This is a genomic window from Tardiphaga sp. 285_C5_N1_2, assembly GCF_052076065.1.
Taxonomy (GTDB): domain Bacteria; phylum Pseudomonadota; class Alphaproteobacteria; order Rhizobiales; family Xanthobacteraceae; genus Tardiphaga; species Tardiphaga robiniae.
On the sequence record NZ_CP197241.1, the window covers coordinates 1,759,048 to 1,770,593 of the forward strand.

General features: G+C 61.3%; 13 protein-coding genes. 6 read left to right on the forward strand and 7 right to left on the reverse strand.

All coding sequences use genetic code 11. The annotated features are described in order from the left end of the window. Positions 1–169: 169 nt before the first annotated feature. Positions 170–2,719 (forward strand): diguanylate cyclase, encoded by a 2,550-nt coding sequence (locus tag AB7951_RS08210; RefSeq protein ID WP_120292681.1) that lies wholly within the window; start codon positions 170–172, stop codon positions 2,717–2,719. A gap of 181 nt (positions 2,720–2,900) precedes the next feature. Here AB7951_RS08210 and AB7951_RS08215 read toward each other — a convergent pair whose 3' ends face one another. Further along, a complete protein-coding gene (locus tag AB7951_RS08215) occupies positions 2,901–3,422 on the reverse strand; it encodes a DUF6886 family protein (protein ID WP_120292888.1) in 522 nt (173 codons plus the stop codon). Positions 3,423–3,589: 167 nt separating this feature from the next. On the opposite strand from AB7951_RS08215, the gene AB7951_RS08220 reads away from it, so the two are divergent. Continuing rightward, positions 3,590–4,291, forward strand: coding sequence for a DUF899 family protein (locus tag AB7951_RS08220; RefSeq protein ID WP_120292679.1), 702 nt, complete (start codon positions 3,590–3,592; stop codon positions 4,289–4,291). 477 nt (positions 4,292–4,768) lie between these two features. Continuing rightward, on the forward strand, positions 4,769–5,905 hold the full coding sequence (locus tag AB7951_RS08225) for a tlde1 domain-containing protein (RefSeq protein WP_439061765.1): 1,137 nt from the start codon (positions 4,769–4,771) through the stop codon (positions 5,903–5,905). 47 nt (positions 5,906–5,952) lie between these two features. On the opposite strand, the gene AB7951_RS08230 is transcribed toward AB7951_RS08225, so the two are convergent. The 4 genes from AB7951_RS08230 to AB7951_RS08245 all read right to left on the reverse strand — a co-directional run bounded on the left by AB7951_RS08230 (position 5,953) and on the right by AB7951_RS08245 (position 8,026). Further along, complete coding sequence (locus tag AB7951_RS08230) at positions 5,953–6,867, reverse strand: tetratricopeptide repeat protein (protein ID WP_120292674.1); 915 nt, start codon at positions 6,865–6,867, stop codon at positions 5,953–5,955. A 69-nt stretch (positions 6,868–6,936) separates the two neighbouring features. Continuing rightward, the gene (locus tag AB7951_RS08235) at positions 6,937–7,212 is read right to left on the reverse strand and encodes a DUF1488 domain-containing protein (RefSeq protein ID WP_089264967.1); all 276 of its coding nucleotides are present in this window, start codon (positions 7,210–7,212) and stop codon (positions 6,937–6,939) included. Between the two features lie 257 nt (positions 7,213–7,469). Beyond that, the gene (locus tag AB7951_RS08240; RefSeq protein ID WP_068736086.1) at positions 7,470–7,766 is read right to left on the reverse strand and encodes a hypothetical protein; all 297 of its coding nucleotides are present in this window, start codon (positions 7,764–7,766) and stop codon (positions 7,470–7,472) included. Beyond that, the gene (locus AB7951_RS08245) at positions 7,763–8,026 is read right to left on the reverse strand and encodes a hypothetical protein (protein ID WP_068736091.1); all 264 of its coding nucleotides are present in this window, start codon (positions 8,024–8,026) and stop codon (positions 7,763–7,765) included. The genes AB7951_RS08240 and AB7951_RS08245 overlap by 4 nt, the downstream gene beginning before the upstream one ends. Positions 8,027–8,303: 277 nt before the next feature. On the opposite strand from AB7951_RS08245, the gene AB7951_RS08250 reads away from it, so the two are divergent. Together AB7951_RS08250 and AB7951_RS08255 are read left to right on the forward strand one after the other, a co-directional pair. After that, a complete protein-coding gene (locus AB7951_RS08250; RefSeq protein ID WP_120292670.1) occupies positions 8,304–9,131 on the forward strand; it encodes a transglutaminase domain-containing protein in 828 nt (275 codons plus the stop codon). 55 nt (positions 9,132–9,186) lie between these two features. Further along, positions 9,187–9,612 (forward strand): hypothetical protein, encoded by a 426-nt coding sequence (locus AB7951_RS08255; RefSeq protein WP_147421735.1) that lies wholly within the window; start codon positions 9,187–9,189, stop codon positions 9,610–9,612. Between the two features lie 97 nt (positions 9,613–9,709). On the opposite strand, the gene AB7951_RS08260 is transcribed toward AB7951_RS08255, so the two are convergent. Next, positions 9,710–10,462 carry a glucose 1-dehydrogenase gene (locus AB7951_RS08260; RefSeq protein WP_120292666.1) on the reverse strand — a complete coding sequence of 251 codons (753 nt, stop codon included), beginning with the start codon at positions 10,460–10,462 and terminating at the stop codon, positions 9,710–9,712. 84 nt (positions 10,463–10,546) lie between these two features. On the opposite strand from AB7951_RS08260, the gene AB7951_RS08265 reads away from it, so the two are divergent. Beyond that, positions 10,547–10,861, forward strand: coding sequence for an ArsR/SmtB family transcription factor (locus AB7951_RS08265; RefSeq protein ID WP_116664309.1), 315 nt, complete (start codon positions 10,547–10,549; stop codon positions 10,859–10,861). Here AB7951_RS08265 and AB7951_RS08270 read toward each other — a convergent pair. After that, entirely contained in the window at positions 10,858–11,253 is a 396-nt protein-coding gene (locus AB7951_RS08270; RefSeq protein WP_199712127.1) for a RidA family protein, read from the reverse strand. The two genes, AB7951_RS08265 and AB7951_RS08270, sit on opposite strands and share 4 nt — an antisense overlap. Positions 11,254–11,546: the final 293 nt, after the last annotated feature.

Below are 11,546 nucleotides of genomic sequence, written 5' to 3' on the forward strand. Positions count from 1 at the left end.
CTATCGTGGATAATTATTATCCGCGATTAAGGATGTCGTCAAGTGTCCGGTCCTGAGGTGGTCCGCAGGTGGGCAGCGCAACAGAATCTAAATCCCGATGCCGGTATCACCCGACCTAGGTACTGTGATCCGAAGCCGGGGGGGCCGGGTCAAGTTCAGGGAACTCGACATGGCATTGCGTGACTTGCTGGCGCCGCAGGCGCGGCGGACGACTTTCGTTGCAGCAGCCATTCTCGGAGCCGGCCTCGCCGCGACATTCGCCATTCGCGAATTCTCGGAGCGTCTGATTGCGGCCGATATGCAGCGTCGCTTCGCAGTCGACGCCGTCGATATTTCCAATGCGATAAGCGAACGGCTGCGCACCCACGCCGAAGTACTGGTCAGCATGCAGGGATTGTACGCCTCGATCGGCCGCGTCGATCGCGCCCAGTTCCGACGCTACATCGATGTGCTCGATCTCGGCCGCCGCTATCCCGGCTTCCAGGCCTTGCAGTCGCTGCGTCATGTGACGCCGGATCATCTCGATGCCTTCGTTGCGGAAGTTCGTGCCGACAAGAGCATCGAGCATTTCGGACAGCCGGATTTCGCCGTGCGTCCGCCGGGGCCACGATCAATCTACAACGTGGTCGAATTCGTCGAGCCGATGCGCGGCAACGAAAACGCGCTGGGCTTCGATGCAGGTGCCAATCCTGCGCAACTGGACTCGCTGCGGCGTTCCGCGGAGACCGGCCGGATTGTCGCGACGCCGCCGGTCAAACTGGTGCAGGACACCTCGGGCGGGCTCGGCTTCATCATCCGCGCGCCGATCTACCGGGCGGGCGAGCCCACGCAGACCGTCTCGCAGCGAAACGTAGCGCTCCACGGTTTTGTTGCATCGGTCTATCGCACCAATGACCTGATGCGCGGTATCCTAGATCCGCGGACGCTGCAGCAGATGCATATTCAGGTGGTTGATCGCGGTTACGCCAAGCCGACGCAGGAAGGCGTCATGATTGGCGAGCCGGAAGATACGACCGTCACTCCGACCCTCATGTATGACAGTCTTGAACCCAATCTCGGTCTCGTCACGCAGATGGTGATGTCGGCGGGGATCTCGGCGGATCGCTCGCTGGTTGTCGGTGAGCGCGTCTGGCGCGTGCTGTTCACCACCAATCCCGGCTCGATCTACGAAGTCAGCCATACAGTGCCGAACGTCGTCCTCGCCAGCGGCACCGCCATCAGCCTCCTGATGATGCTACTCGCCGTGATCACGATGAGGTCGCGCCGGTTGTCCGGCAATCTCAGCACCCTCGATGCCGAGCAGCGCGCGCTGGTCGACAATCCGCTGGCAGGCATCCTGTTTACGGCCGGCCACCGGATCCTGCGCGGCAATCGCCGGATCGCCGAACTCTGTGGTCGCAACTCCACTGCGCTTCCCGGCAACACGATCGACGAGCTGGTTGCGACGAAGGCGGACGGGGAGGCGTTCGATGCCGCGTTGAATCGGATTCGTGACAGCGCCATGGCGACGGAAGTCGAATTGCATCTGCGCCGCAGCGACGGCTCCACGCTGCTGGTCGATGCCTATGGTAAGCCGCTGGCGACCGGCGATATCCTCTGGGTGATCCAGGACAAGACCGACGCACTCGCTGTCGAGGCGGAGCGGCGCGCCCATGCGCACGCTATGGAGGAGGCCAACGAACGGCTGACGACCTCGCTGCAACTGGCGGAAATTCGCGCCAAGGAAATCGTCCTGCTCACTGAACTCTCGGGCGTGCTGCAGTCGTGTCAGTCGCGCGAAGAGATTTTTGCGGCGGTTCAGACCTATGCAGGCTACCTGTTCACGGAGGAGGCGGGCGCGTTGTACTATCTGAACAACGCGCGCAACGCAGTTCAGCGCGGCGCCCATTGGGGCGCACTACAGGCCGATGCGGTGTCGTTTCCGGTTGATGACTGCTGGGCGCTGCGTCGTGGCACGACATTCCCGATTTCAGAGGCGAGTCAGGGACTGGTCTGCAATCATGCCCATCCGTGCTGTGCTACCGGTACGGGATTTATTTGTCAGCCGCTGATCGCGCAGAACAACCTGCTTGGTCTGCTGTATCGCGAGCATGCCTCTGTGTTCGGTGAGGGGGCGGATCAATTGGCGACGATGCTGGCCGAACAGGTGTCGCTGGCGATGGCCAATCTCGAACTCCGCGAGCTGTTGCGTCAGCAGGCGGTGCGGGATCCGCTGACGGATCTTCACAACCGCCGCTACCTCGAAGATGCCCTGGTGCGCGAGACCACGCGCAGCCAGCAAGACGGCAAGCCGCTCGCGCTGGCGATGCTCGACATCGATCACTTCAAGGGTATCAATGACAGTCACGGCCACGAGGCCGGTGATGCCGTGCTGCGCGGCCTCGGCAGGATATTGCGCGAGACGACGCGCGCCTCGGATATCATCGGCCGGTTCGGCGGCGAGGAGTTCCTGATGCTGATGCCGGGCGTCACGGTCGAGGTTGCAGCGCAGCGGGCGCAGCAGGTGCTCGATGCCGTGCATCGCATGCAGGTGACGCTGCCATCGGCCACGCTCGATGGCGTCACACTGTCGATCGGTCTGGCAGTGATGCCGGTGCACGTCGCCAAGGGCGACGACCTGCTTGCGGCCGCCGACGCCGCGCTTTACGAGGCCAAACGTGAGGGCCGCAACCGCGTCGTGGTCAGTCATCGCCGTGCGAAGGCCGACACCGCGGCCTGAGCTCGTAGGTCATTACAGGATGAGTAGAACGTAGGCGCATCGCACCGGAGCGATACCCCTCACACATCGTGACAACGAGCGATGAATGTCGCGAAGATGCTACGATCCTACGGCTCGTGAACGTCCAGGCATGCTTTGTCGGTTTAAGGCAGCTCGATCGGTCCGTCCTATGCATTCCGTCCTATGCATTGCGGAGGCGAATGCCGCTGACATGCAGCGATGTCTCCCACAAGGGCGCCAGCGTCTTCAGGGACGGCAGGACGCGCAATTCGACGCCGGCGGCTTCCAGTGCCTTTTCGATGTTGTCGATCCGCTCCATGTTCAGCGGCATGGACGGCGTGCGCGAAATCCACATACCCGCATCGTCCAGCGATTCAAATCCGTCCGGCGAAAGCTCGTAGCGATAGATGGAGGTGTGGGAGAGCCTGTCCAGCCAGCCGAACTCGATATGCGCGACCATGCGGCAGGAGGTCATCTTCTTGTAGGCGGTGAGGTATTCCGGCGTTGTCGTCGCTGTCGGCCAGACAAAAATGCGCGGGCAGTCGCGCGGGAACAGATACATCGGCGCATGCCAGTCATCGATCGCCCAGACCAAGGGGCCGTTGAGCCACTCCTGTCCCTGGGCGCGAGGCGTCGCAACCTCCACCTGCCGCGGCATGAAGACTTCGATGTTGTTCTCTTCGCTGAAATGAAACAGGCGCATGGCGCACTCATGTGCGTCCATGCTCGGCGCGTCAATGACCGTCATGCGTGTTCTGGCCGTTCACGAAGCTGCGCATGATGAATTTGTGGATCGTCATGTCGGATTGGCCGCTCCCGGAACGTCTTTCAGACGGAACACGTTGAAATTCACCAAGGGAGGATCATGTCATGACCGGTTCCAGCCTGACGCCTGCGTCCGAACTCGTGAAGAGGGCCAGTTTTCGCTATCCCAATGAGAGCCGTGAATACCGCGATGCGCGTAATGCGTTGCTTGTCGAGGAGATCGAACTGCGGCGTCAGATCGAACGCGTCGCGGAGCTGCGTCGTGCGCTGCCAGATGGCGGCGAGGTGACCAAGGACTACGACTTCATCGGCGAGAAGGGCCCCGTGAATTTCGCGGGCCTGTTCGGCGACAAGCAGACACTCGTCGTTTACTCCTACATGTATGGGCCGCAGCGCGAGAAGCCGTGCCCGATGTGCACATCGCTGCTGTCGGCCTGGGACGGCGAGGTGCCTGACATTACCCAGCGCGTGGCGCTGGCCGTTGTGGCGCGCTCGCCGATCGAGCGGCTGGGCGCCTTCAAGAAGCAGCGTGGCTGGCATTACCTGCCGCTGTTCTCGGACACCTCCGGCGCGTTCAGCCGTGACTATCACGGGCTGACCAAGGACGGCGGCGACGACGCTGCCTTCAACGTCTTCACCCGCCGCAGCGGCAAGATTCGCCATTTCTGGAGCGGCGAGATGGATGGATCTACGGCCGATCCCGGCCAGGACCCGCGCGGGGCGCCGGATCTGATGCCGCTCTGGACGATTCTGGACGTTACGCCGGAAGGGCGGGGCACCGACTGGTATCCGAAGCTGAACTACTGAGGTCGTGATCATTTGACGCCTTAGCCGGCACAAATCGATCTTTTTGATTACCTAAATACCGCAAAAGGAAATGTGGTTCCACGCGCACCAGCCTCGCACTAGGCCAATGACCTAATCACAGCGCGCCAATAGTTCGGGCCGGGCGTGACCCAAAACCCCAGCGCGCCTGAGACCGGCCTGCGAGAGCCCACAAAGCTCTCGCAGGTTCCCCGAATTCGTCCTGTCGGTTACTCAAAAAGGCCATGATTGGCAGGCCTTTAGGTAGGCAATCGGTGGGGGACCTCCAATTAATTCGCATTTAACTAAAACTCGCCTTAATGGCGTTTCGCATCCCTGCGCGGTGCTTTTCGAGACCTGTGTGTCTCGTCAGGCACAACGGGCAGGGAGCTTAGTAAACGTGTGTTGGACGTCAGGCGTATGAGCAGCAGTAAACGTGCGTTGAACCATTCTGCACCCTCACGCCGAGGCCAGCATCAAGTGTCGAAATCCAGTTCACGCATGTTCGTGACCGGCGCTGCTCTTGCCGCCGTCGCATTGACCGGTGGATGGACGCTCGCCGGCAAGCTTTTCCAGAACGGCGTGCAGCCTGCGATGGTCTCCGCCAATCTCGGCAATGATGCGGGCGTTGGCCAGTCGTCCTTCGCCGAACGCTTCGACGGCCGCTTCTCACGCACCGAACACCGCACATCCTTCTCCGAGCGTTTCGAGCCGGCCGTGAATGCGCCGCTCGCTGCCGCGCAGCCCGAGCCGAAGCGCCAAGTCGCCTGGTTCGACCCGACCTATTCGATGGGCGCTGCGCCCGAGCGCTTCGTCAGGCGCACGCCAGCTTCCGAGTCCGTAGTCCCCGCACCGGCTGCAAAGCCGCAGGAAGTCGCGCTGATGCAGCCGGCACCGACGGTGCGCCAGCTCGTCGACAGCATTCCGATGCCGGCCGCACGGCCCTCGGATGCCCGTGCGCCGTCCGCGCCGCAGCAGGCGACACAAGCGCCGTCGCAGCCGGTCGCACAGGCCAGCGCCGCCAGGGGCGGCGCCTATGGCCACGACTCGCTGGTGCAGAAGGCACGGCTGGCGCTGGCCGCACAGCCCAAGTCCGGCAATTTCAACGTCTTCGAGAAACTGTTCGGCGGCAACGCTCCGCAGTCCGGCCCCGTGCTCGCTTATGCCGGCTCCGACGGCGGCGTGCTGAGCAACGGCACCGATGCGGCGGCCAGCAATGAGCCCACCCTGAGCGATCGCACCACCGCGGTCTACGATATCTCCGCGCGTAAAGTGTACATGCCCGACGGCACCAAGCTGGAAGCGCATTCCGGCCTCGGCAGCCGTCTCGACAATCCCGCTTATGCCCATGAGAAGATGCGCGGCGTGACGCCGCCACACATCTATGATCTGAAGCCGCGCGAGGCTCTGTTCCACGGCGTGGCCGCGCTGCGCCTGACGCCGGTCGGCGGCGAGGGCGCGATCCATGGCCGCACGGGTCTGCTCGCGCATACCTACATGCTCGGTCCTAATGGCGATTCCAATGGCTGCGTCTCGTTCCGGGACTACAACAAGTTCCTGCAGGCCTATCGCAACGGCGAAGTGAAGCGCCTCATCGTGGTTGCCAAACTCGACTGATCGATATGACCGACGTGTCACCCTTGAGGGCGATGCGTGTTCAGTCATTATGAGCCGACCTTCGGATCGATCTTCCGTGCGCTGGCGACATCTGCTGCGCCGCCCGTAATGTCGCCCATTTCAAGCCGTGTCATGCCGCGCAGATAGAGCGCCTTGGCGTATTTCGGATTGATGCGCAGCGCCGCATTGAAATCGGCCATGGCGCGGTCGTTGTCGCCCTTGTTGGACCACACGCTGCCACGATTGGTCAGCGCCGCCACATAGGTCGGTGCGATGCGGATCGCCTCGTTGTAGTCGGCGATGGCATGATCGTTGTCCCCCTTCAGGCTGAAGGCGAAGCCGCGGTTGAACACCGGGCAGGGGTCGTTCGGATTGATCCGGATTGCTTCGCCGAAATCGGCGATGGCGCGCGTATGATCGCCCTTCACAAGCCAGGCGCCGCCGCGATTGCTGTAGGCGCCGCCTTCCTGCGGATTGAGACGGATCGCCATGTCGTAGTCGGCAATAGCGCGGTCGTTATCGTCCTTGGCGTACCAGGCGACACCGCGATTAACATAGGCATCGGTATTGTTGGGATCGAGACCGAGCGCCACGCTGAAGTCGCTGATGGCGCGGTCGTTATCGCCGCGGGCGAGCCAGAGATTGCCGCGCATGAAATAGGCGCGGGCATAATCCGGGTTCAGGCGGATGGCTTCGTCGAAGGCGGCCATGGCTGGGCCGCTCTCGTGCCGCTCGTGATATTCGAAGGCGCGGTTGAAATGCAGCTCAGCAAGCTGGCGGCCGCGGTAATTGCCCGACGCGATGGCGCGGTCGCAGGCCGCGATCGCCAGGACGCCGGAGGCATCGGTACATTGCTGTGCATCGTCGGCGGCAGCTTGCGCGATCGGCATTGCTGCGCTCGCCAGCATGGCAGCGAACAGGACGCGGATGGCGCAACGGTTCAGGCTTGGAAAGTGGCGCATGGCTCGACCTCTCGCGTGTGACAGGCGTTGGTCACACCGCGAGGAGGAAGGGTTCAATGGTGGGAGAGACTACCGGAAATCGATGCTGCGCAGCACGATACCGGGCGGCTTGCCCTCAAATTCGGCGTTCGCGAATTTGCGCGCTGCGCAGGCCTCGATGCGATCACGCAGCCGGACGAATTGTTCCTCGCGTTGTTCGGGCTTGGTGCGCTTCGCCTTTTCAAGCTCGTCCATCGCACTGGTGCTGATCGCGCAGGTGACTTCGGTCGCGTCATTCATCATCGAGAACAGGACAACCATGCGATTATATTCGAAGCTCTGGAAAACACCGTGTGTAAGCGCCATCGTCGTCTTCCCGCGTTAGACCTTGCGCTTCGGTACGACAGGGTTGAGTTCAGCGATCTTGCGCAAGCATTCGGCCTCGGTGGGATGTGGGCCCGTAACAAAGGTTCCGCTGATCTTGGTGCTGTACCAGCCGGACTCCACGCCGAGGCGGAGAGATTCTGCGACTTGAACGTGACGGTGCAAGAGGTTCTGCATGAGGATGCTTTCGGTTGAGCGCTGGCTGCTGCGGGATCGCTGCGACCTGCGTAATGATGGGATCAGTCGTTGGCGGCAAGCCGCGTGAAGTCGTCCAGCACGATCGCGATCAGATCGCGGTGCTGGGTATCCTGTGCGCTGAGCGATGCGCCGTAGAGATTGAGGACGTAGCGCGCCTTTGCTGCAGCCTCAGGCCATGTGGTGGCCGGCGTGGTCAGTAACTGCTCTTCGAGTGCCAGCTGCCGCTCACGCAGTGCTGCGGCATTGGATTCGACTTCGGCGAGACTGCGCCGGATATCGGTGGCTTTCTGTGCCGCCATGCCGCGGCGGCTATCCAGCTCGACGGGAGTGTCGGTCATGGTGCGCTCGCATCGATGCGCTGCACATCCGCGAGCTCAAGCGACCCAATGGAGATCATCTCCATGGAACTTGTATGGGGTGGTGCACCGGGCACGATCATCATGGTCGCCGTGCGCCGATAGCTGGCGAAGGACAGTCCCTCGATCATCTCCTCATCGGTGATGACGTCATACGACCCCGCCGGGATCAAACGACCAAGGCCCTTCAACTGGAAAGGATGCTTGAAAGTAACGGTCTCACGGCGCGATCTCGTGGTCACGCGCGCATGTCGCTGCTGAGATCCGGCATCCGTTCAGCGTGCGCCTATTCACAGACATTAGCCATCGATTTCTTTAAGCGATCCGGTGTTTCGTCAAATTTCGCTATGATTGTCTTGTTATTGGACGTTTTGTCGCCATTTCGAGGATGTATCTGACATCGATTACATTCTGGCCGACACTTGCGCTGGGTTTTTCTCGCAAGATCGTCGCGCAATGTGCAACGCTTGCGATGTCTCGCTTTTGAAATCAACGATTTGCCGGGATGAGGTGTTTTGCATGAAGATCCGTGTTGGCTACGAGATGATCTATGATTTCCCGCAGCCGACGCCTGTCATGATCGTGATGGGCATGCACTTCACGCGTGCCTCCGACGTGGTGGTGCCGGACTATCTCACGATAAATCCCTCAGTTCCGATCACGCCGTATCGCGATGGCTTTGGCAACTGGTGCAGCCGTATCGTCGCGCCGACGGGCCGCATCACGTTTAAAGCCGACGGGATCGTCAACGATAGCGGCAAGCCGGATATCATCGTGCCGTCAGCCATCCAGCATGCGGTAGAGGATCTGCCGGCCGAGACGATCGTCTATCTGCTCGGCAGCCGTTACTGCGAGACGGATCGGCTGTCGGACGTCGCTTGGCAGCTGTTTGAGAAGACTGTGCCTGGCTGGGCGCGCGTGCAGGCAATCTGCGATTTCGTGCATAACCATATCCAGTTCGGTTACGAGCACGCACGCGCGACCAAGACCGCCTGGGACGCTTACAACGAGGGGAAGGGCGTTTGCCGCGACTATGCACATCTGGCCATCACCTTCTGCCGCTGCATGAATATTCCAGCGCGCTACTGCACCGGCTATCTCGGTGACATCGGCATGCCGAAGCCATGGGCCGACGGCGATTTCGCCGGCTGGTTCGAAGCCTATATCGGCGGCCGCTGGTATACGTTTGATGCCCGCAACAATATCCCGCGCATCGGACGCGTGTTGATCGCGCAGGGCCGCGATGCGGCGGATGTGCCGATCACGCAAACTTTTGGGCCGAACACGCTGGTGAGTTTCAAGGTGTGGACCGACGAGATCGACGAAAGCACGCAGGCGGTCAACTGAATCGCTTTGTCGGCTCTGTCGTTACGCTCGCTTAAGCCTGCATTTTCAGCAGCATGTGAGCGGCCAGGAAGGAACCGGGCGCGCCGTTGAGAATTTCACCTGTCATAACTTCGTAAGGACAGGACTGATGGCAAACACTCTGACAAGCCTGACGACCGTCGTGGCGTTGATTGCGGGTTCCAGCGTCGCGGCTTTGGGCAGCGGCACGGAGGCACAGCGCGAAGCCTGCACGCCCGATGCGTTTCGCCTCTGTACATCGGCAATGCCGGATGAGGGGCGGGTAGAAAATTGCTTGCGCAGCGCAGGACCGCGATTGAGCCGCGCTTGCTATGATGTGTTCTTTCCGCAGATCGAGCACGATCAGGCTCAGATGATGCGTGGGCAAGCTCCGTCACGCGAACGCATGAAGCCATCAGCGGCGGATCGCATGCAGACACCGTCTATGCCGCAGATGCCGCCGTCCGCCGGTGATGATGATTGAGGCGAGGAGAGATCTGGCCTCGCGATAACAAGCAAGGGCGGTGCTGATTGCACCGCCCTTGGCTATGTCGGATAGACTGTTGAGCAGAGCGCGTGGGTTACCTGAAGCCGCCGGTGGCGTGCAGCGTTTCGCCCGTCACGTAAGATGCAGCATCAGAAGCGAGGAATGCGACGACGGAGGCGATTTCCTCGACCTTGCCGATGCGGCCCATGGGCGTGACGGATTCGATCCACTTGCGCATGTCGCCTTCATGGAATCCGGCTGATACCACGCCCTCGGTCGCGATCATGCCGGGATTGACGGCGTTGACGCGGATCTTGCGCGGCGCAAGCTCCTTTGCCAGTACCGATGTGATCGCATCGACCGAGGCCTTGGTCGCGGTGTAGACCGCCGAGCCCGGTGGGGTGATCGTCGAGACGCCCGATGAGATGTTGATGATGCTGCCGCCATTGGCGTTGAAGTGTCTGGCCGCTTCCTGCGAGACGAGCAGCAGCCCGAGCACGTTCAGATCGAAATGTTTGTGGAAGTGCTCCGGCGTAATGCTGTCGAGAGGGGCGAATTCATAGACGCCCGCATTGTTGACGAGAACGTCGATCGGCCCGAACGCCTTGACGGTCTCGGCCACTACCGATTTGGCGCCGTCCGGCTCGGCGAGATTGCCGTGCACCGCGATGGCCTTGCCGCCCTTGGCAGTGATCTTCGCGACGACCTCGTCGGCGCCCTTCTTGCTGGATGCGTAATTGACGGCGACGGCAGCGCCCCCGGCGGCGAGCTGAATAGCGATTTCAGCGCCGATGCCCTTGGAGCCGCCGGTCACCAGCGCAACTTTGCCTTCGAATGTCTTGGTCATGGTCGTGATTCCTCTTGGATGCTTCAATAGTTCGGAAGTATGGGACTATTGAACGAACGCAAGGGGACGCCTATATCTTTTTTCATGGTTCAGTTCGTTCACCCAGCAACCAAGGACATCACGCTGGCCGGCGTGCTCTCGGCGCTGGCCGATCCGGCGAGGTTGCAGATGGTCAAGGCGATGATCGGCCAGCACGACTGCATGTCGTGCGCGGCGGCGGCACCCTGCACCATGGCCAAGTCGACGGTCTCCAATCACTTTCGCATCCTGCGCGAGGCTGGCGTGGTGCAGACCACCAAGCGCGGCGTCGAGCATCGCAACGTTGTCCGCGAGGCCGACATTGACGCGCGGTTTCCGGGATTGCTGAAGCTGATCCTGACGCACGCGGAGGCGGGTTAGCCGATCGCCGCGATGCAATCGATTTCGATATCGAAATCGGCGAACCATGTCGGCACGCAGACGAAGATGCGGGCAGGCGGGTCGTTGGGAAAATAACGCGCGTAGATCGCGTTCACGGCGGGGAAGTGTTCGGCCGAGGTGCAATAGACGTTGCATTTGAGCACCTGGTCCAGCGATGAGCCCGCGGTCTCGACGCAAAGTTTCAGCTGATCAAGCACGATCTCGGTCTGGCGCTCCACCGACGCGCCGACGACGATCTCACCCGTGGCTGGATCGAACGGCGGAAAACCCGACACATAGAGCGTGTCGCCGTGGCGGGTCACGGCGGACACCGGCGCCCGCCGCCGCTCCATGTAGGCCGATAGCGGCTCGATGCGGATAACCTGTTTCATGATCCATGCTCCCTAGGCGATGGTCACGTCGTACAGGATCGCCAACGGCGATGTTTCGGCGGAGGTCGAAGTGTGTCGGATGGGTGAGCGCAGCGATACCCATCTTTCGGATTGCGATGGGTCCAAGGAAATCCTCGGGCCGGTGTGCTTTGGCAGCGAGATAATTGTCAGCGGATTAATAGGCGAGAGGCCGTCGAACTAATCAATCAAATCACGAGCCTTCAAGAGCTTCTCGAAGCTGTACTGGAAAAACTGCCGACGAAAAGTGAAAGAGTCTAACTTTATCAGACATG

Excerpts from the sequence above, each read along its gene's own strand:
- AB7951_RS08210 (WP_120292681.1), top strand. The coding sequence starts at position 170 with ATGGCATTGCGTGACTTGCTGGCGCCGCAGGCGCGGCGGACGACTTTC.
- AB7951_RS08215 (WP_120292888.1), bottom strand. The coding sequence starts at position 3,422 with ATGCGCCTGTTTCATTTCAGCGAAGAGAACAACATCGAAGTCTTCATG.
- AB7951_RS08220 (WP_120292679.1), top strand. The coding sequence starts at position 3,590 with ATGACCGGTTCCAGCCTGACGCCTGCGTCCGAACTCGTGAAGAGGGCC.
- AB7951_RS08230 (WP_120292674.1), bottom strand. The coding sequence starts at position 6,867 with ATGCGCCACTTTCCAAGCCTGAACCGTTGCGCCATCCGCGTCCTGTTC.
- AB7951_RS08235 (WP_089264967.1), bottom strand. The coding sequence starts at position 7,212 with ATGGCGCTTACACACGGTGTTTTCCAGAGCTTCGAATATAATCGCATG.
- AB7951_RS08240 (WP_068736086.1), bottom strand. The coding sequence starts at position 7,766 with ATGACCGACACTCCCGTCGAGCTGGATAGCCGCCGCGGCATGGCGGCA.
- AB7951_RS08250 (WP_120292670.1), top strand. The coding sequence starts at position 8,304 with ATGAAGATCCGTGTTGGCTACGAGATGATCTATGATTTCCCGCAGCCG.
- AB7951_RS08260 (WP_120292666.1), bottom strand. The coding sequence starts at position 10,462 with ATGACCAAGACATTCGAAGGCAAAGTTGCGCTGGTGACCGGCGGCTCC.
- AB7951_RS08265 (WP_116664309.1), top strand. The coding sequence starts at position 10,547 with ATGGTTCAGTTCGTTCACCCAGCAACCAAGGACATCACGCTGGCCGGC.
- AB7951_RS08270 (WP_199712127.1), bottom strand. The coding sequence starts at position 11,253 with ATGAAACAGGTTATCCGCATCGAGCCGCTATCGGCCTACATGGAGCGG.